At 71.2% G+C, this 18329-nt stretch carries 16 protein-coding genes; 9 read left to right on the top strand and 7 right to left on the bottom strand.

Features of this window, described 5'->3' with window-relative positions; genetic code table 11:
• The first annotated feature begins 254 nt into the window (after positions 1 to 254).
• Positions 255 to 1181, top strand: coding sequence for an ABC transporter permease (locus ABD716_RS06765; RefSeq protein ID WP_344775127.1), 927 nt, complete (start codon positions 255 to 257; stop codon positions 1179 to 1181).
• Positions 1181 to 1936, top strand: a complete 756-nt coding sequence (locus tag ABD716_RS06760; protein ID WP_425553396.1) for an ABC transporter ATP-binding protein — start codon at positions 1181 to 1183, stop codon at positions 1934 to 1936. Before ABD716_RS06765 ends, ABD716_RS06760 begins: the two co-directional genes overlap by 1 nt.
• Here ABD716_RS06760 and ABD716_RS06755 read toward each other — a convergent pair.
• Together ABD716_RS06755 and ABD716_RS06750 are read right to left on the bottom strand one after the other, a co-directional pair.
• Positions 1930 to 3096: a glycosyltransferase gene (locus ABD716_RS06755; RefSeq protein ID WP_344775125.1), complete on the bottom strand. Its 1167-nt coding sequence runs from the start codon at positions 3094 to 3096 to the stop codon at positions 1930 to 1932. The two genes, ABD716_RS06760 and ABD716_RS06755, sit on opposite strands and share 7 nt — an antisense overlap.
• Before the next feature lie 9 nt (positions 3097 to 3105).
• Entirely contained in the window at positions 3106 to 4071 is a 966-nt protein-coding gene (locus ABD716_RS06750) for a class I SAM-dependent methyltransferase (protein ID WP_344775123.1), read from the bottom strand.
• Between the two features lie 155 nt (positions 4072 to 4226).
• Here ABD716_RS06750 and ABD716_RS06745 point away from each other — a divergent pair, with 155 nt between their 5' ends.
• Positions 4227 to 4928, top strand: coding sequence for a class I SAM-dependent methyltransferase (locus tag ABD716_RS06745; protein ID WP_344775121.1), 702 nt, complete (start codon positions 4227 to 4229; stop codon positions 4926 to 4928).
• On the opposite strand, the gene ABD716_RS06740 is transcribed toward ABD716_RS06745, so the two are convergent.
• The 3 genes from ABD716_RS06740 to ABD716_RS06730 form a co-directional block, all read right to left on the bottom strand.
• A complete protein-coding gene (locus ABD716_RS06740) occupies positions 4915 to 6219 on the bottom strand; it encodes an O-antigen ligase family protein (protein ID WP_344775119.1) in 1305 nt (434 codons plus the stop codon). The two genes, ABD716_RS06745 and ABD716_RS06740, sit on opposite strands and share 14 nt — an antisense overlap.
• A complete protein-coding gene (locus ABD716_RS06735) occupies positions 6216 to 7541 on the bottom strand; it encodes an O-antigen ligase family protein (RefSeq protein ID WP_344775117.1) in 1326 nt (441 codons plus the stop codon). The genes ABD716_RS06740 and ABD716_RS06735 overlap by 4 nt, the downstream gene beginning before the upstream one ends.
• Before the next feature lie 64 nt (positions 7542 to 7605).
• The gene (locus ABD716_RS06730; protein WP_344775115.1) at positions 7606 to 8823 is read right to left on the bottom strand and encodes an acyl-CoA dehydrogenase family protein; all 1218 of its coding nucleotides are present in this window, start codon (positions 8821 to 8823) and stop codon (positions 7606 to 7608) included.
• Between the two features lie 114 nt (positions 8824 to 8937).
• Between ABD716_RS06730 and manA the strand changes: the two genes are divergently transcribed.
• The 4 genes from manA to ABD716_RS06710 all read left to right on the top strand — a co-directional run bounded on the left by manA (position 8938) and on the right by ABD716_RS06710 (position 15360).
• Positions 8938 to 10230, top strand: a complete 1293-nt coding sequence (gene manA / locus ABD716_RS06725) for a mannose-6-phosphate isomerase, class I (RefSeq protein WP_344775113.1) — start codon at positions 8938 to 8940, stop codon at positions 10228 to 10230.
• A gap of 262 nt (positions 10231 to 10492) precedes the next feature.
• Positions 10493 to 10816: a WhiB family transcriptional regulator gene (locus tag ABD716_RS06720; RefSeq protein ID WP_120789821.1), complete on the top strand. Its 324-nt coding sequence runs from the start codon at positions 10493 to 10495 to the stop codon at positions 10814 to 10816.
• Between the two features lie 177 nt (positions 10817 to 10993).
• Positions 10994 to 13942: a glycosyltransferase gene (locus ABD716_RS06715; RefSeq protein WP_344775111.1), complete on the top strand. Its 2949-nt coding sequence runs from the start codon at positions 10994 to 10996 to the stop codon at positions 13940 to 13942.
• Positions 13939 to 15360, top strand: coding sequence for a DUF5719 family protein (locus tag ABD716_RS06710; RefSeq protein ID WP_344775109.1), 1422 nt, complete (start codon positions 13939 to 13941; stop codon positions 15358 to 15360). The genes ABD716_RS06715 and ABD716_RS06710 overlap by 4 nt, the downstream gene beginning before the upstream one ends.
• Positions 15361 to 15414: 54 nt before the next feature.
• Here the strand turns inward: ABD716_RS06710 and ABD716_RS06705 are convergent, their stop codons facing one another.
• Positions 15415 to 15861, bottom strand: coding sequence for a metallopeptidase family protein (locus ABD716_RS06705; protein WP_344775107.1), 447 nt, complete (start codon positions 15859 to 15861; stop codon positions 15415 to 15417).
• A 158-nt stretch (positions 15862 to 16019) separates the two neighbouring features.
• Here ABD716_RS06705 and ABD716_RS06700 point away from each other — a divergent pair, with 158 nt between their 5' ends.
• Positions 16020 to 16229: a DUF3499 family protein gene (locus ABD716_RS06700; protein ID WP_344775105.1), complete on the top strand. Its 210-nt coding sequence runs from the start codon at positions 16020 to 16022 to the stop codon at positions 16227 to 16229.
• A gap of 221 nt (positions 16230 to 16450) precedes the next feature.
• On the opposite strand, the gene ABD716_RS06695 is transcribed toward ABD716_RS06700, so the two are convergent.
• Positions 16451 to 17311, bottom strand: coding sequence for an RDD family protein (locus ABD716_RS06695; RefSeq protein ID WP_344775103.1), 861 nt, complete (start codon positions 17309 to 17311; stop codon positions 16451 to 16453).
• Positions 17312 to 17329: 18 nt separating this feature from the next.
• On the opposite strand from ABD716_RS06695, the gene ABD716_RS06690 reads away from it, so the two are divergent.
• Entirely contained in the window at positions 17330 to 18325 is a 996-nt protein-coding gene (locus ABD716_RS06690; RefSeq protein WP_344775101.1) for a stage II sporulation protein M, read from the top strand.
• Positions 18326 to 18329 lie beyond the last annotated feature (4 nt).

Genomic DNA, 18329 nt, shown 5'->3' with positions numbered 1-18329 from the left:
GTCACGCGTCGTGAAGTAGCTCTCCCAATCGGCTAGGCCATCGACAGACGGCGCAGCGATTCCTGCCGCAGGTGGAGTAGTCATTCTGCGAGGGCGCTCCGGTTCTTTGTCGGGGTCTCCTGTGCCGAGTGGCTGCCGGCATAGCTTAGCGAGGAGGGCATGTGGCGGCACCCGGCGCCTGCACAGCTTCCACGGGATCGCCCAATACAATCTAGCTGTCAACCTGCCGCATCGCGGCGCATGAAGGATGGTAGATGAGCGCAGCGAGTGAACGGGCCGCCCGACTGGCGACCCTGCCCTTTGAGAGCGCGAGCACCAGCGGCGTCGGTCACTTCACGGGTTTCTTCCGGTCGATCGGCGAGCTCTGGGTGCAGCGGGAGCTGATGGGGCTGCTCGTGCGGCGCGAGCTCAAGGCGAAGTACAAGGACAGCTCGCTGGGGTTCGCCTGGACCCTGATCCGACCGCTCGTGATGCTGCTGATCTACTACTTCGCCATCGGCAAGATCCTCGGGGCTGAGCGCGCGATCCCGTCTTACGCGATCTTCGTGTTCTCGGGGCTCACGATCTGGGGCCTCTTCGCCGCGATCGTCTCGAGCGGCACGAGCTCGATCATCGCCAATGCGGGACTCATCAAGAAGGTCTACCTTCCGCGCGAGATCTTCCCGCTCGCTGCCACAGGGTCGGCCATCGTCGACTTCCTGTCGCAGTTCGCGATCCTGGTGATCGCCACCCTGGCGCTGCGCCAGCCTCCTTTGCACTTCGAGCTCCTCGGCATCTTCCCGGCGCTCGCCGTCACGGTCGTCTACGGCACCGCCATCGGCATCCTGCTGTCGGCTCTCAACGTGTACCTGCGCGATGTCCAGTACCTCGTCGAGGTCGGGCTCAACATCTTCTTCTGGGTCTCACCGATCGTGTACTCCTTCGCGTTCGTGCACAACGCCATCCTCAGCACGGGGCATCCGATCCTCGAGCAGATCTATCTCGCGAACCCGATGTCCGTCGCGATGCTGACCTTCCAGCGGGCGATGTGGATCGCCGGTCAGGACCCCTCGGCGCACACCCTCTATCCGCCGAACCTCGACCTCAGGCTGCTGATCATGCTCGTCATCGGCCTCGTGTTCCTCGCCATCGTGCAGCGCATCTTCTCGCGCCTGCAGGGCAACTTCGCGCAGGAGATCTGATGTCGATGTCCACCACGACCAGCACGACCGACGTCATCAGGATCGAGAACGTCTCGAAGCGGTTCGTGCTCCACAAGGACAAGTCACTCAAGGAGCGGCTCGTCAACTTCGGGCGCTCGCGGGCCCACAAGGACGACTTCTGGGCGTTGCGCGACGTCGACTTCTCCATTCAGTCCGGCACCTCGGTGGGCCTCGTCGGCGCGAACGGCTCGGGCAAGAGCACGCTGCTCAAGGCGATCGGCGGAATCATCACGCCGACGACGGGTCAGGTGCTGCGGCGCGGCCGTCTCGCCGCCCTGCTCGAGCTCGGCGCCGGATTCCACCCCGACCTGACCGGGCGCGAGAACGTGTACCTCAACGCGGCGATCCTCGGCCTCACGCACGACCAGGTCGACGGCTACTTCGACTCGATCGTCGAGTTCAGCGAGATCGGCGGCTTCATCGACACGCAGGTGAAGTTCTACTCGTCAGGCATGTACGTGCGTCTCGCCTTCGCGATCGCGGTGCACGTGGACCCCGACATCCTCTTGGTCGACGAGGTCCTCGCGGTCGGTGACGAGCCGTTCCAGAAGAAGTGCATGGACAAGATCGCCGAGTTCCAGCGCGAGGGGCGCACGATCGTCTTCGTGTCTCACTCGGCAGAGCAGATCATGGCGCTGTGCGACCGCGTCGTCGTGCTGCAGCACGGCAACGTCGTCTTCGACGGCGACACCGAGCCGGGCATCGCCGCCTTGCGGCGCTCGTTCGATCACTGAGCCCGCGTGCGGCGCGCCCGGCTGTGCCAGCGCAGCAGATTGACCGGGTTCGCGTCGATCAGCGAGGAGATCTGGCGGTCGAGGTCATGGGCGCGGTCGCCCAGGGATTCGGCGCGCAGGCGTTCCACCTCGAGCAGCTTGGCGGTCTCGTCCGCAGTGGCCTTCGCGGCGTCGGCGGCGGCGCGCTGTCGTTCGAGTTCCGCGCGCAGACCCTGGGACTCGCTCTGCGCAGAATCGAGGGACCTCTCGAGCCACGCCGCGTACCCGCGCTGAATCTCCAGGGCGGCGGCGGTGGCATCCTCTTCGTGCGCGCGCACCGGCACGGCCGCGTAGTCGGGCGCCTCGACGCGGCAGAGGCGATCGATCGGCTCGTCGGGGCTGGGCGCCGTGGCGAGAGTCGCCGCCCATCGGCGCGTGAACAGCGATCCGGCGTTGTCCGACGCAAAGTCTCTAAAGCGCAGGGATGCCGCGGTCGAGCCGCCCGACGCGTGGGTTGCCCGCGCCGCCGGCGTGAAGAAGACCGTCATCCCCGCGCTCGCCAGCCGGAAGCACAGGTCGACATCCTCGAAATACGCGGGGCGATACGCCTCGTCGAAGCCGCCGACGGACTCGAAGGCGTCGCGCCGCACGAGCAGGCTCGCACCTGAGCCGTAGTCGACCCGTCTCTCGGTCAGCAGCCCGCGCTGCGCCGCCTCCTCGACACTGAGTCCCGCCCCGAATTGGACCGTTCCCGCGTCGGCGCGCACGCGCGAGCCCGCCTCCTGGACGGTGCCGTCGGGGTTGAGCATGAGGGCAGAGACCGCCGTCGCGCCCGTGCGCGCCGCGGCGTCGACCAAGGCGGAGAGCCAGTCCGTGGCGACGACGGCGTCGTCGTTGAGGAAGACGAGGTTCTCGGCCCGCGAGCCTGCCGCAGCGGCGTTGCAACCGCCGCCGAACCCGATGTTCTCGGGGATCTCGACGACCGTGGCCCCGGAGACCTCGTCGCGCAGGAACCGGCGGACCTCCTCGGTCGCGCCGTTGGCCGCGATTCGGACTCCGAATGTGGGCGCCGCCTCCACGTCGGCGAGCGATTGCAGACATGCCCGCAAGGTGTCGACCCGAGTCCACGCGATGATGACGATGTCGGCGACGGCGCCGTCGGCGCCGGGGAAGGCGATCATCCAGGAATCCTAAGCGCGGCGTCGTGGGTCGAGGCGCCGCAGGGCGCGCAGCGGCGCGCCGACTCGCCAGCTCAGGGTCGCCCTCGTGCGCTCGAGCTCGGCCCGGGCGGCCGCCAGGTCCTCTCGCGCTGACGCGAGTTCCGAACGGACGGCATCGAGCTCGGTCTCGCTCGCTCGCAGTCGCGCGGACTGCTCGCCGACCTCGACCTGCATTCGCAGCGTCTCGAACTTCCAGTCCGCCACGTCCTGCAGGCGGCGGCCGAGTCGCGAGTACTCCGTGCGGATCACGTCCGGGTCCGCGCCGGCGGCCGCGAAGAACGCCGTCATCGACTCGGGCGGCTCGGCGCCGACGCCGAGCACACCGAGACCGTGGCCGTGCTCGAAGGCGAATGACGGGTGCCGCTCGGACAGCTCTTCCCAGTACCGCCAGACGCCGAAGTCGGACTGATGCTCGGCAATGTCGTGGAACAGCACGACACTCCGCGTGGAGAGCTTCGGCAGATACGTCTCGAAGTCGTGCTTCACGTCCTCATAGCGGTGGCGCCCGTCGACGTGCAGGAGATCGATGGAGCCGTCGGCGAACTCGTCGACCACGGCGTCGAAGTAGCCGCGCACGAGAGTCGAGAATGTCACGTACTCGGATTCATTGATCGCCCGAACCGATTCGAAGACCTCGTCGCCGTAGAAGCCCGCGTGCTCGTCGCCCTCCCATGAATCGACGGCCCACGTCTCCGTCGGAAGCCCGAGCCGCTTTACCGCGTCGCACGCCGTGAAGTAGGAATAACCGTAATGCGAGCCGAGCTCGACGAAGGTGCGGGGCGCCAGCCTCGCCATCAGCCATGACAAGAAGGGCCCGTGCTCATTCCATCCGGAGAGCGGAACGAAATGGGTCGGCAGCCAGAACGCCTCCTTGCCGATCCACGACTCTCTGCCGCCGAGCGCGTCGAGTGAGGTGCTGTAGTGGTCCTCGATCACGCGACCAAGCTAGCGGCGCCGGGCGGCGCGCGACAGAGGGCGAGAAGGGGCGGCGCTGTGCCTGCGCCATGTCGTGCGCGGGTCGTCTCTCGAGGACAGACGGGGTCGCTATGCTGGCGGGGATTTCCGCGGATCCGAAGGGCGACACCACCCCCATGGCACTCAAGAACGTTTACGCGAAAGCCGCCCAGACCGTGGGCAAGGGGCTCACCTCGGCCAGGCTGCTGCCGGCCACCGTCCCGCCGCGTGATGCGCGGCTGCGCCACTGGGCGTTCACCCTGCCGCGGGTCCACGACGTCCGGGCGATGAATGAGCTCGACATGCCGTGGTGGACCTACCGCGCGATCTCCTACGTCGACGCGTGGCTCTCCGCGCGGCCGCACCCGATCCGCGCCTTCGAATACGGCTCGGGCGCATCAACGGCCTATCTGCGGCGCCGCGTCGACGAGATCCACTCCGTCGAGAACCACCAGGGCTTCGCCGACTTCATCGCCCCGATGCTCGCCGAGGCCGGCGAGGTCGACCTCACGGTGCGCGAGGGCGTCCCCTCGCAGCATCCCGTCATCGGCTCGCACAAGCCGGGCTACGAGAACCAGGACTTCGCGGACTACGTCGCCGTCATCGACGAGGTCGGCGGTCTGTTCGACCTGATCGTCATCGACGGCCGTGCCCGCGAGGCCTGCCTCGAGCGCGCCGTCCCCCACCTCGCGGACGACGGCATCATCGTCTTCGACAACACGCACCGCGCCCGCTACAAGGAGGCCATCGCGAAGAGCGGCCTGCACGAGCGGCGCATGTTCGGCCTCACTCCGACCCTGCCGTACCCCGACCAGACGTCGATTCTCACCAAGGACTGACCGGCGCCGAGCGCGGCAGCGCACTCCGCCAGCTCATGTTCTGCGACGCGTTCACGGTGCAGATCACGAGCAGCACCCACCCGTAGTCGACCAGCGCGACCGATTCCGTCGCGCTCGTCGCGAGCAGGGCGATCAGCACGAGCGGCGTCCACGTGTGAATGACGCTGCGCTTGTTGGATGCCACGAGCCACGACCGCCCCGTTGCGAGCACCACGAGCACCCCGAAGATCAGCACGCCGGCCCAGCCGAGCTGCAGCAGCACGTCGAGGTACGCGTTCAGGCCGTTCGCCTCAGGCATGCCGCTGAACTGGTTGATGAGGCTGTAGGGGAACTCGTCGCCGCGCCAGATCCCTGTCCAGCCCCAGCCGACGAGCGGGTTCGCCTTGCTGAAGTCCCAGATCTGGATCCACAGCTCGTGCCGCACCTTGAGCATGCTGCGGGCATCCAGCAGCGCGATGATCCGGTCGCGCAGCACCCACGCCGCGGCGGCGGCGAGCACCGTGACGACCGCGAGCGTGACCTGCACCGAGAAGCGCCGCCGCTCATCCGGAATGCTGCGCAGCAGGGCGAGGAACAGCGCCGCGACCACCACGATCGCGATGACGGCCACGGCCACGGGGGAGCGCGACAGCAGCAGGCTGATCGCCGCGAGCGGGATCGACAGCGCCGCCCGCCCGCGCGTCACAGACCTCGTGCGCCACTCGACGAAGAAGGTGACGAGCGCGATCACCGAGATCAGCGCGAGCGCGTTGCGGCTTCCGAAGATCCCCTGGATCGGGCCGCCGTGCGCGATGGTGCCGCTCACGCCGAGGTAGTGCACCGGCTCCGAGGCCACGAGGCCGCTGAACACTTCGAGCGCGAGCGAGCCGGCCAGCAGGAACCGCAGCACGTCGCCCACGACGCGCACGACCTGGATCGTGTCGCGCACGATCGCGAGATAGATGGCGAGGTATGCCCAGGCCAGCTGGTACAGCGACGAGGCGACGGTGGTGCCCCGATTCTCGCTCCAGAACACGCTGATCGTGCACCAGGCGACGAAGACCAGCAGTGAGATCGGCAGCAGCCCGCGTGCCTCGTGCTGGCCGCGCCGCTCGATGAACGACAGGGTCGCCAGCACCACGAGCGTGCCGAGCGCGCCGATGAGGCCGGGCCAGGCGACGACGCGCAGGAGCGCGAAGGTCGAGAAGGCCGCACCGACGATGACGAGCGACAGCGCGTTCGCGAACCGCCCGGAGCCGAAGAAGTTCAGCAGCGGCTCCTCGAAGGTGCGCCAGCCCCCGACTCGGCTCACGGGCGGCTCGCCTTGGTCGTCACGGACCACACCACGAGCAGCGCCCAGCCGCTCTCGATGAGCAGACGGCTCTCGGCGAGCGACTGCACGAGCTGGGCGGAGAACACGAGCAGGGGCAGAAGCGTCAAGGCGGTGAACGGATGCCTGGCCGAGGCATCCACGATCGGTCGGTCCACCGCCATGAACCAGGCGCGCCCCAGCGTCGTGAGCGCGAGGCACGCGAACACGACGACCCCCACGATGCCGAGCTGCAGCCAGACATCCAGCCAGGCGTTGTGCGCCTGCAGGTACTGCACGCCGTGCCGCACGGCGAGCCCGTCGAACGGCTCGGCCCACGGCACCCAGTAGCCGAGCCAGCCCCAGCCGAACGCGGGGTGCTGCTGCGCGAGCGCGATGACCGAGTGCCAGATGGTCGTGCGGCCCGTGAGGTCGGGCTCCTTGCCGAGCAGCGCCGTGAACTCGTGCCACGCGGTCAGCACGCCCCCGACGACGACCACCACGAGCAGCACGGCGCTGAGGTAGATCGGACCGCGGCCCCGCTGCCCGCGCATGCGCGCCCACAGGGCGAAACCGAGCACGACCGCCGTCGCGAACGCGGCGACCGTCACCGTCGCCGAGCGGGTGAGCGCGAGCTCGAGCACCGCAAGCGCGATCCAGAACCAGCCCCAGAACGGCCGCGAGAGCCCGTCGGCGCGCTGCAGCGCGAAGATGATGAGGCCGATCAGCGCGCACATCGCGAGCAGGTCGGAGTTGCCGACGATGCCCTGGATCTGGCCGCCGTGCAGCAGTTGGTCGCGGCTCCAGTAGAAGGCGCCGGGCAGCTTGCCCGTGTAGTCGACGCCCGCCACGCGCACGAGCGGCAAAACCGGATGCCGCACGACGAGCGCCACGATGAGCTCGAAGAGCAGCGACAGCCCGAGCACCCAGCGCAGCGCCCCGCCGACGACCGCGGCGAGCTGCCGCTGGGTCAGGATGAGCGCGGGCGCGAGGCCCGCGACCCCCGCCGCGATCAGCGCGAGCGCGCCGAGGGTCACATCGAGGTGGCCGCCGGGGCCGCTCGTGCCCTGGTAGCGCGCCCATGCGATCGAGGCGACGGCGAGCAGCACGAAGAGCAGCAGCATCTTCGGCCACTTGCGGAAGCGCAGCTGGGGTCGGGCGACGAAGATCCAGACCACGTTCGCGATGGCGAGCACGCCGGCGAGAGCGAGGTAGGCCGGCCAGCCGATGAGGTTGCGCCAGAAGTCGCCGGCGAACATCGTGAAGAACGACAGGGTCGCGAGGATGCCCGCGGCGGGGTGCAGCGGCGCGGCCGGGATCCTCATAACCAAAGGGTATCGGCGCGCCCGCTCAGGAATCCCTGATGTGTCGCGCGCGCCCGCCGCCGGCCTAGACGAACGCGGCTTCGCCCGTGATCGCGCGGCCGACGATGAGGGTGTTCATCTCGCGGGTGCCCTCGTAGGAGTAGATCGCCTCAGCGTCGGCGAAGAAGCGCGCCGCGTCGTGGTCGAGCACGATGCCGTTGCCGCCGAGCGCCTCGCGGCACCATGCCACCGTCTCGCGCATCTTCGACGTCGTGAATGCCTTCGCGAGGGCCGAGTGCTCGTCGCGCTGCGTGCCGGCGTCGAGCATCTTGGAGACCTGCACGACGAGGGCGAGCGAGGCGGTGATGTTGCCGAGCGACTTGACCAGCAGATCCTGCACGAGCTGGTGCGAGGCGATCGGCTTGCCGAACTGCACGCGCTCCTTGGCGTAGCCGAGCGCCGCCTCGTACGCGCCGATGGCGACGCCGACGGCCTCCCACGCGACCTCGGCGCGGGTCTGGCGCAGCACCTTCGCGGTGTCCCGGAACGAGTTCGCGTTCACGAGCTTGTTGGCGTGCGGCACGACGACGTCGGTCAGGGTGATGTCGGCGTTCTGCACGATGCGCAGCGCCGTCTTGTTCTCGATCTTGGTGGCGACGAATCCCGGGGTGTCGTTCGGCACGAGGAATCCCTTGACCTGCTTGTCGGCCTCGTCCTTCGCCCAGATCACGGTGACGTCGCCGAAGGTGGCGTTGCCGATCCAGCGCTTCGCGCCGTTCAGCACCCAGTGGCCGCCGTCGGGGCCGTCCTCATGGCGGGCGGTGGTGCGCAGCCCCTGCGCCGAGTCCGAGCCGGACAGCGGCTCGGTGAGGCCGAACGAGCCGACGATCTCGCCAGAGGCGAGCTTCGGCAGCCAGTGCGCGCGCTGCTCGGCGCTGCCGCAGAGCGACACGGCGCCGGCGGCGAGGCCGTTCTGCACCCCGACGTAGGTGGCCACGGACGCGTCGACGCGGGCGAGCTCGAGGGCGGCGAAGCCGCGGAAGACGGCCGAGTTCGGGAACGGCTTCGTCTCCTCCCAGGCGAACGACGCGACGCCGAGCTCGTGCAGGCCCGGGATGATCTCGCGGGGGAACGTCGCCTTCTCCCAGTGCTCCGTCACGAGCGGCTTTACCTCGGCCTCGAGGTGCGCCCGCAGCTTCGCGAGCGCCTCCTTCTCGACGTCGGTCAGCTCGTTCGCGAATCCGTAGAAGTCCGCGACGAGCGGCTCGAAGACGGTGGCGGGCGCGATGGCAGTGTCGGTCATGATCCTTCTGAGCTCCGTTGCTGCTGGGTGGTCGTCGTCAGGCTACGGTCGGGGAAGGACCGGTCGGTAGCCTGGTGTGGCTTTGCTGACGTGACGACGCGAGGAGCGCCCCCGATGTTTGTGCGGATCGACAACACGCCCCGTGACTATGCGTGGGGGTCGGTGACCGCCATAGCGCGGCTGCTGGGGCGCGCGCCGACCGGGAGCCCCGAGGCCGAGCTGTGGCTCGGCGCCCACCCCGGCTCGCCGGCTCGCATCGAGGGCGGCTCGCCCGCCCCCGATCTCGCCGCCTGGATCGCGGCCGACCCGCAGTCGGCGCTCGGTGCGCAGCAGCTCGCGGCAGACCAGGCCGCGGGGCAGTCGCCGCACCTGCCGTACCTGCTGAAGGTGCTGGCCGCCGCCGCGCCGCTGTCGCTGCAGGCGCACCCGTCGCCCGAGCAGGCCGCCGAGGGCTTCGCGCGCGAGAACGCGGCGGGCGTTCCCCTCGATGCGCCGCACCGGAACTACAAGGACCCGTTCCACAAGCCCGAGATGCTGTTCGCGCTGTCCGACGCGTTCCATGCCCTCTGCGGATTCCGCAGCCGCGCCGCCGTGGCCAGCGATCTCGCCCGGCTGAGCTCGGCGGCGCGCGGCGCCGGTGCGTCCTCGGCCGGGCTCGAGGACTTCGCGCACCGGCTCGCCGGCGCTCCCGACGACGGCGCGGCGCTGCGCGACGCGGTCACGTGGCTGCTCTCGGGCGGCGCCGAGGTCGACCAGCTGGTCGCCGAGACCGTCGCGGCCGCGCGCCTGGTGCTGGCCGAGTGCGGTGCCGACGACTTCGAGAGCGTCGACGCGCTCGACCCTGCGCTGCTGCCGTTCGAGACCGTCATCTCTCTCAACGACGCGTACCCGGGGGAGTCCGGCGTGGTGATCTCACTGCTGCTCAACCGCGTGCGGCTCGTGCGCGGGCAGGCCCTCTACATGCCGGCCGGGAACATCCACATGTACCTCGCGGGGCTCGGCATCGAGCTGATGGCCGCCAGCGACAACGTGCTGCGCGGGGGCTTCACGCGAAAGCACATCGACGTGCCCGAGCTCGCGCGCGTGCTCGACTTCACCCCGCTGCCGGCGCCGCTGCTCGAGCCGGCCGAGCTGGCGCCGGGCGTCGAGGTGTTCCGCCCCGACGTGCCCGACTTCGCGCTCGTGCACGCGGTCGTCGACGAGGGCGATGACCCCGCGGGCATCCCCCTCACGGCGCCCGCGATCGCGATCGCGACCGACGGGGCGCTCGAGCTCACGGGCCGCACCGGTTCCGTCTCGCTCGCTCGCGGGCAGGCGGCTTACATCACCCCCGACGAGCAGCAGCTCGCGATCGGCGGCGCGGGGGAGCTGTTCCTCGCGACCACGGGAGACTCGATCGCGGCGTAGACCCCGGCGTCTAGCCCAGCTCAGGTGCGACCGGTTCTGGTGCGACCCCCAATGGGGGGTAGACATCATTTGATTCCGATCCCGCCAATTTCGTGACACGCCGACACGCCCGGGCGGCGCGATCGATCTGTCTGCCCTTACGATTCGCGACTTGACTTGCGGTGAATTACACGGGTGTAATTGGTCAAGCGCCGTTCCGGCGCGACCGGCAAGACAGGCGGTCCTCAAGGGGTTGGGGCCGGGTGGGGAAAGGGAGTCCGATATGACTGATGCTTATCGCTCCGCAGTGCCGGACGACTGGTTTGTCGATCCTGTACGACTGGGGGTGCCCGGCGTTCGCCGAGCCGACGTCGACGAAGACGAGAACGCTCTTGCCTGGCAGTCCGACGCGCTGTGCGCGCAGACCGACCCCGAGGCGTTCTTCCCCGAGAAGGGCGGCTCCACGCGAGACGCCAAGAAGATCTGCACCTCCTGCGAGGTGCGCGCCCAGTGCCTCGAATACGCGCTGCAGAACGACGAGCGCTTCGGCATCTGGGGCGGCCTCTCCGAGCGCGAGCGCCGCAAGCTCCGCCGCCGCGCGGGCTGAGCGAGTCCGACCGGCCTCCATTCGGCTTCGCCGAGTCGGCCCGCGCATCCGGTGTCGCCGAGTCGGCGCGCATCCGGCTTCGCCGAGTCGCACCGCTGTTTCACCGCGCTCCCAGGTTTCATGACGCGCCTGTAGCGCTGCGCGGGCGGCGGGAAACGCCTACCTAGGCTGTCCGCGATGCTTCAGACAGTCACCGCCATCATCGTCGTCCGGCACGGGGCGGCGCGTGTGCAGCGCACACTGGAGTCGCTGCGAGCACAGACCCGCCGGCCCGATTCCGTCGTCGTGATCGAGACCGGCTCAGACGGCGACGTGACCCCAGAGGTCGCCGCCTTCGCGCCGACCCAGCACCTCGCCACGAAAGAGAAGCTGAGCTTCCCCGCCGCTGTCGCCGCCGCCCTGCGCGCGGTCGAGCCGCCGGTGCACGCGGAGCAGTGGCTGTGGCTGCTCGCCCAGGACACGGCGCCCGAGCCCCAGGCGCTCGAGCAGCTGCTCGCCGTCGGGGAGGTCTCGCCCTCCGTCGCCGTCACCGGGCCGAAGCTCGTGGAATGGGACGACCGAGATCGCCTGCGCGGCTTCGGCCTCACCATGACCCGCTTCGGCGCGACGGTTCCCCTCGTCGACGACGAGCTCGACCAGGGGCAGCATGACGGCGCCTCCGACGTGCTCGGCGTCCACGAGGCCGGCATGCTCGTGCGGCATGAGGTCTTCACCGAGCTCGGCGGCCTCGACCTCGCGCTGCCGGTCGTCGACGGGGGCCTCGACTTCTGCGTCCGCGTGCGGCTCGCCGGCCACCGCGTCGTCGTCGCCCCCGGTGCCCGGGTCGCGATCGGCGGCGACGGCGTCGTCGGCCCCCGCCTCTCGCAGCGCACCGGCGCCGAGCGTGTCAGCCACCGCCAGCGCCGCCTCGCCCAGCTGCACCGCAGGCTCGCCTACGCGCCCGGCGTCGCGCTCGCGCTGCACTGGCTGACCCTCGTGCCCCTCGGCTTCGCCCGTGCGATCGCCTGGCTCATCGCCAAGCGCCCAGGAGCCGTCGGCGGCGAGCTCGCGGCTGCCTTCCAGGCCGCGTTCGCCGACGGCCAGCTGGCGACCGCACGCCGCAACGTCGCCAACGCGAAGCGCGCCGGCTGGGCCGTCATCGCCCCGCTTCGACTCCCGGCCTCCGAGCTGCGCAGACGGCGCATGCTCGCGCGCGAGGCAGCCCTGACCGCCGCGCACGGCGAGTGGCGCGAGCTCGACTTCTTCGGCTCGGGCGGCGGCTGGGTGCTCATCGCCGCCCTCGCGGCCTCGGTCGCCGTCAACGGCCGCCTGCTCGGCGCGAGCGCGCTCGGCGGCGGCGGACTGCTGCCGCTGAACACCTCGGTCGGCCAGCTGTGGAGCGGGCTCGGGTGGGGCTGGCGCAATGTGGGCGTCGGATTCGCCGGGCCGAGCGACCCGTTCCAGGCGGTGCTCGCGCTGCTCGGCTCTCTGACCTTCTGGCAGCCGTCGCTCTCGCTCGTGCTGCTCTGGTTCGCGGCGATGCCCATCGCGGCGATCGGCGCCTGGGTGCTCGCCGCGCGGTTCACCCGCCGCCCCGGCATCCGCGCGGTCTTCGCCCTCGCCTGGGCGTTCGCGCCGCCTCTGCTCGCGGCGCTCGCCGCCGGGCGCCCCGCGGCCGTTCTCGCGCACGTGCTGCTGCCGTGGCTGATCTTCGCCGCGGTCTCCGCGCGCCGGTCGTGGTCGGCAGCCGGCGCCACCGCCCTGCTCGCCGCGGGCGTCGCCGCGTGCGCGCCCTCGCTGACGCCGGCGCTGGCCCTGGCCTGGCTCGTGTGGACGGCGGCGAGCGGCCGCAGCGTCTTCCGTGCGCTGTTCGTGCCCCTGCCGGCCATCGCCCTCTTCCTGCCGCTCGTGCTCACCCAGCTGGGCGCGGGCCACCCCCTGCGCATCTTCGCGGACCCCGGCGTGCCGGTGCCCGGGCCCGCGGCCGCCGACTGGCAGCTGCTGCTCGGATTCCCCGGCGGCGCGACGAGCGGCTGGCAGGGTCTCGCGCACACGCTCGGCTGGTCGACCGGCGCCCTGACCGTGCTCCTCATCGTGCTGGTCGCGCCGCTCATGGTGCTCGCGCTGCTCGCGCTGTTCCTGCGCCCCACCGTGCGGGCAGGCGGCGCGCTTCTCGGCGCGTTCCTCGGGCTCGCGACCGCGGCCGTCGCCTCGCACAGCGCGCTGCAGGTCTCCGGAGCGCACTCGGTCAGGCTCTGGGCCGGGTCAGGGCTCAGCCTGTACTGGCTGGGGCTCACCGGTGCCGCGCTGTTCGCGCTCGCCGCGCTCGGCGGCTTCTCCGTCGGCCCGGCCTGGGTCGCCTCCGTCGGCGCGATCGCCGCTGTGGTGCCGCTCGCCGCGACCGGGCTGCTCGGCTCGGCCGCCGTGATCTCGAACCCGGGCGGCCAGCTGCCCGCCTACGTCATGGCCGAGGCGGCGAGCGAGCCGCGCACGGCGACTCTCGTCGTCACGCCGGGTGACACGGGCGAGATCACGGCCGGCGTCGTGCACGGCTCCGGCGAGACCCTCGAGCAGCAGAGCACGCTCGAGTCCACTGAGCCGAGCCTGTCCGCCAGCAACGCCGAGCTCGCCCGACTGGCCGTGAACCTCGTCTCGCGCAGCGGCTTCGACGCGGCCGCCGATCTGAAGCGCTTCGGCATCAGCTTCGTCTTCCTGCACACAGGGCAGTCGCCCGATGTCAGCCAGAAGGCGTTCGGCGACCGCGCCGCGACCGCGCTCGACAGCGACCCGCTGCTCGCCCGCGTCGGCAGCACGTCGAACGGCACGCTGTGGAGCACCACGAAGGACATCGCGCCCGTGGCGCTGCCCGACAACCCCGGCGGCTGGCGGCAGCCGCTCATCGTCCTGATGCTCGTCGTCGTGTTCGGCGTGTTCGCGCTGCTCGCGGTGCCGATCGGCAACACCGCCGCTCCCCGGCGGCGGATCCGCCGGCCGAAGGGCGGGGGTGAGGCCGCCCGCGTTCCCGAGGATCCGGCCGAGGCATCCGATCGCCCCGACCCCGACCTCGAGCAGACCGCCGAGCCGGGCGTCGAGCTCGAACCCGCCTATGCCGCCGTCGGCGGCTCCGACGAGGAGACCCAGCTGTGAGCGACCGCAGAACCGTTCTGACCCGGGCCGGTGTGCGCGTGCTCGCCGGCGCCGCGGGGCTCGCCGCCACCCTCGCGGTCGTGACGGCCGTGTTCACGCTGCCGCTGCCGAGCGCGCAGGCACAGCCGGCGTCGCGCGCCGTGACCCCGGTGCCGGCCGCCGCGTCGGTCGCCTGCCCGGGGCCGCTGCTTCAGCTCGGTTCGGGGACGTCGACGTCGACGCTCTCGGCTCTGTCGGCGCCCACCGTCGTCTCGGGCGGTGACGACTCGTCGCCCGCATCCGTGCCCTTCACGGCGGCCGACGTGCAGGAGGGCGGCACGGCTCCCCAGGCCTTCGAGGAGAAGGCGAAGGATGCCGCGCGCGAGCCGCTGCTCGCCGGGGCGCAGAGCTCCGAGTCGAGCACGGAGGACATGCGAGGCCTCTCGGTTGCGAACTGCGCGCAGCCCGACTTCGACCACTGGCTCGTCGGCGGGGCGACCTCCCTCGGCTCGACGACGCTGGTCGAGCTCGGCAACCCGGGCGATGTCGCGGCGACGGTCGATATCGAGGCGTACTCCGAGCAGGGGCTCGCGGCGGCGGCCGGCGGCACGGGCATCCTCGTGCAGCCCCACACGCAGCGGGTCGTGCCGCTGGCGGGCCTCGTGCCGAACGCGAGCGCGACCGTGGTGCACGTCACGAGCACCGGCGGCACCGTGAGCGCCGAGCTGCAGGAATCCGAGATCTCGGGCGTGACCCCGCAGGGCGACGAGTGGGTCGGGCCGACCGCGTCGCCGTCGAAGAAGCTCGTCATCCCGGGTGCCGTGTTCGACGGCTCCGGCCTGTCGACGGCGACTGCGACGGACTCGAGCGACGGCGGCGTTCCCGTGCTGCGGGTGCTGCCGGTCGGCACGAAGGACGCCAAGGTCACGATCGGGGTGAAGCCCGACGCCGGCAAGGGCGGCGGCACGGCGCTCAGCGCGACGGCCAGCCATGGCGTGGTGTCCGAGATCCCGCTCGAGAAGGCCGGCACGGGGACGTTCACCGTGACGATCGACAGCACCGAGCCCCTCGTCGCGGCCGTGCACACATCGACGGTCGACACCAAGCGCGGCACGGACTTCGCGTGGTACGCGGCGGCCGCGCCGCTCACGGGCGCGGCCGCGCTCCCGATCGCGCCGGGGCCGGGGGCGGTGCTGCACCTCGTGAACACCTCGTCGGCGGCGGTGAAGCTCAAGCTCAGCGGCCCGAACGGCGGCACGGTGTCGGTGCCCGCGGGCGGCTCGGTGTCGCGGAAGGTCGCGAAGCCCGGGGTGCTCACGACCTCCGACGGGCACGGCGTCTACGCATCGGTGAGCTACGCGGCGAGCGGAATGGTTGGGGCCTATGTCGCCTACCCGACCAGTGCGAGCGCGTCGGCGCTCACCGTCTATCGGCGCTGACCCGGCGCCGGCCCAGCGTGGCCGGGGTGGCGGGCGTGGTCGGTGCGGCCGGCGTCAGAAGTGCCGGAACCGCTCGGGGGCGAGGTCCCACGGGTCTTTGCCGAGGTACTCGGCGACCGCGCGGAAGACGCAGCTCTCGATCAGCATCCGCTTGTGCAGCTCGTCGTTGCGGTGCAGCTTCGCGAGCCGCTCGATGGGCACGCGGAAGAGCGTGATGCGACCGCGAGCGGTGTCGACGGCCCAGCGCTCGACTTCGTCGAGCCCGAGCGCGTTCGCAGGCGCCGCCGCGATCTCGAAGCGCACGTCGCCGAGCGCGTCGGGCCACAGCCCCTTCAGGTAGTCGGCGCACGAGGCGACCGCGGTCTCGAAGAAGTCGATGCGCCCCTGCAGCAGCGGCAGGTGCGGGCCGGTCACGGGGCCGCGCACGCCGCGCCGGCCGTGGCGGTTGAGGCGCTTTGCGGGGGTGGCGGGCTGCGCCTCGCGGCGGCGGGGTCGGGGCATGCAGGAATCCTACGTCCGGCGGCGCGAGCGGTGGCGCGCGTCCGGGTGCGCACCGCTCGACCGCAGCTCAACCTCCGCGTGGCCGCCGCTCGACCGCCGCTCGGACCCGCGCCGGAGTGGGTTCGCCGTCGTGTCGGAGGGCGGCGTAGTCTCGACTCATGCTCGACCGCCAGTGCTCCAAATCGACCTGTCAGCGCGAGGCGGTCGCCACCCTGACGTATGTCTACGCCGATTCGATGGCGGTCGTCGGGCCGCTCGCGCCGGTGAAGGCCCCGCACGGCTTCGACCTGTGCGCCGAGCACGCCGACCGTCTGTCGGCACCGCAGGGCTGGCGGGTCGTGCGGCACCAGACGCTCGGCAACGGCTGATCGCTCGCGGCGGGCTGCTGCCGCCTCGCCCCGCGCTCATAAGTCTTCCGCGCGCTCGCGCAGTGTCGCAGGCCGTTGCGCCGGCGCGGTTCGATGAATGCGACGCCTCACCCCCGAGGCAGTTGCATGAGGGAACAGATTCGGTGCCCCTGTAGAAGCTGTTCCCTCATGCAACTGGTTCGCGGGCGTGGCCGCACTGCTCGCGCTGAGAAGCCGGGCTCTCAGCGGTCGGGGAATCCGTTCGGGCGGCGCGCGAGGGTGGGTGAGAGCGCGGCGAGCCGGCGGCCCTCGGCTTCGAGCGCGCGGGTCTCACGCAGGCGTCGCACGGCCGAGACCGCCCAGAGCAGCGTCACGGGGTCGATGACCGGAAGCGGGTGCACGAACGGCGCGACCTCGGCAGCGAGCTCGGCGCCGAGCCCTGAGCGTGCCTGCGGCGACAGGCGGTGCTGCTGGGCGAGGAAGGCGCTCACCCGCCGCGCGAGCGGATCCGGCAGAGCGGCGACATCGGCGAGCTGAGCCCACGAGGCGAGCTGCGGGGGCACCGCAAGCAGAGCCGGTGCGAGCGCCGGCACGCGCTCGTGCTGTGCGTACGTTCCGGCGAGCAGATCGCCGATGCGCTTCGAGCGCGCGTTCAGCAGGGCGACGATCACGGCGAGTCCGCCGAGCGTCGCGTAGACCTCGACGACGGCCGCGAGCGCTCGGACGAAGGCGTGGCGCGTGCCTGCCGCGCCGCCGTCGTCGCGCACGATGCGCGTTCCTGCCACGAAGCGCCCCACCGAGCGCCCCCGGGTCGCGACCTCCATCGCGACGGGGTAGCCGATCACCGCGAGCACCAGCGCGACGATCGTCAGCGCCGTCGCCACGGAGTCGTCGAGGCCGCTGCCGAAGACGAGCAGCGGCACCGTGCAGATCAGCAGCACCGCGATCGAGCACAGCAGGTCGATGAACCCCGACAGCGCCCTCAGCAGGAAGCCCGCGGGCCGCACCGCGAGCGCGACCGCCTCGCCCGTGACGACGCCGCCGAGCTCGCCGCCGCGATCACCGGGAGCGGTGGGGATGACGGTCGGCGGGGCTGCGGCCATGGCTATCATCAAAGCACGATGGACCTCGACGCCTACACGGCCGCCCACCGCGGCGAGTGGGAGCGGCTCGACCGCCTCGCGTCGAGCCGCCGTCTCAGCGGGCGCGAGGCCGACGAGCTGATCGAGCTGTTCCAGAGCGGCTCGGCGCAGCTGTCCGCCATCGCGTCGACCGCGGGCGACAGCATCCCCGGCGAGCGACTGTCGGTCACGCTGTCGCGTGCCCGGCTGCGCTTCACCGGGGCATCCGACAACCCTCTGCGCGCTCTGCCGCGCTTCTTCGTGCTGCAGCTGCCGGCCGCGCTCTACCGGCTGCGGTGGCTCACCCTCGCGGTCGCCGTCGCCACGATCGGAATCTCGGTGCTGCTCGCGGCGTGGATCAACGGCGACCACGCGGTGCTCGCCGCCCTCGGCAACCAGGCAGACCTCAAGAAGCTGGTCGACAGCGACTTCGTCGACTACTACCGCGAGAATCCCGCCGCCGGATTCGCGGGCCAGGTATGGACCAACAATGCCTGGGTCGCGGCGCAGTGCATCGCCTTCGGCATCACGGGCGTCTACCCGGCACTCGTCATCATCCAGAACGCGGTCAACGTCGGCATCGACGCGGCCGCGATGTTCGCCTTCGGGAAGGGCGACGTCTTCTTCTCGTTCGTGCTGCCGCACGGCATGCTCGAGCTCACCTCGGTGTTCGTCGCGGCCGCCGCCGGCTTCCGGATCTTCTGGGCCTGGGTTGCGCCGGGCCCGCGCACGCGCTCGCGCTCGCTCGCGGAGGAAGGCCGGGCGCTCTTCATCGTCGCGATCGGGCTCACGATCTCGCTGTTCGTCTCGGGCATCATCGAGGGGTTCGTCACCCCGTCGCACCTGCCCGTGTGGCTCAAGCTGCTGATCGGCGCGCTCGCGCTGCTCGCCTTCCTCGCGTACATGCTGGTCGTCGGCGGCCGGGCCGCCCGCGCCGGCGAGACCGGTGATCTCGCCGAGGCCGACCGGGGCGCGACGCAGCTGACCGCAGGCTAGATGC

Source organism: Gryllotalpicola kribbensis, assembly GCF_039538245.1.
Classification (GTDB): domain Bacteria; phylum Actinomycetota; class Actinomycetes; order Actinomycetales; family Microbacteriaceae; genus Gryllotalpicola; species Gryllotalpicola kribbensis.
Note: the sequence above shows the minus strand (reverse complement) of the source record. Positions and strands in the feature narration are given on the sequence as shown.

What these genes read in the sequence shown, in the direction of transcription:
- ABD716_RS06765 (WP_344775127.1), top strand. Translation starts at nt 255, where the DNA reads ATGAGCGCAGCGAGTGAACGGGCCGCCCGACTGGCGACCCTGCCCTTT.
- ABD716_RS06760 (WP_425553396.1), top strand. Translation starts at nt 1,181, where the DNA reads ATGTCGATGTCCACCACGACCAGCACGACCGACGTCATCAGGATCGAG.
- ABD716_RS06755 (WP_344775125.1), bottom strand. Translation starts at nt 3,096, where the DNA reads ATGATCGCCTTCCCCGGCGCCGACGGCGCCGTCGCCGACATCGTCATC.
- ABD716_RS06745 (WP_344775121.1), top strand. Translation starts at nt 4,227, where the DNA reads ATGGCACTCAAGAACGTTTACGCGAAAGCCGCCCAGACCGTGGGCAAG.
- ABD716_RS06735 (WP_344775117.1), bottom strand. Translation starts at nt 7,541, where the DNA reads ATGAGGATCCCGGCCGCGCCGCTGCACCCCGCCGCGGGCATCCTCGCG.
- ABD716_RS06730 (WP_344775115.1), bottom strand. Translation starts at nt 8,823, where the DNA reads ATGACCGACACTGCCATCGCGCCCGCCACCGTCTTCGAGCCGCTCGTC.
- manA (WP_344775113.1), top strand. Translation starts at nt 8,938, where the DNA reads ATGTTTGTGCGGATCGACAACACGCCCCGTGACTATGCGTGGGGGTCG.
- ABD716_RS06720 (WP_120789821.1), top strand. Translation starts at nt 10,493, where the DNA reads ATGACTGATGCTTATCGCTCCGCAGTGCCGGACGACTGGTTTGTCGAT.
- ABD716_RS06715 (WP_344775111.1), top strand. Translation starts at nt 10,994, where the DNA reads ATGCTTCAGACAGTCACCGCCATCATCGTCGTCCGGCACGGGGCGGCG.
- ABD716_RS06705 (WP_344775107.1), bottom strand. Translation starts at nt 15,861, where the DNA reads ATGCCCCGACCCCGCCGCCGCGAGGCGCAGCCCGCCACCCCCGCAAAG.
- ABD716_RS06700 (WP_344775105.1), top strand. Translation starts at nt 16,020, where the DNA reads ATGCTCGACCGCCAGTGCTCCAAATCGACCTGTCAGCGCGAGGCGGTC.
- ABD716_RS06695 (WP_344775103.1), bottom strand. Translation starts at nt 17,311, where the DNA reads ATGGCCGCAGCCCCGCCGACCGTCATCCCCACCGCTCCCGGTGATCGC.
- ABD716_RS06690 (WP_344775101.1), top strand. Translation starts at nt 17,330, where the DNA reads ATGGACCTCGACGCCTACACGGCCGCCCACCGCGGCGAGTGGGAGCGG.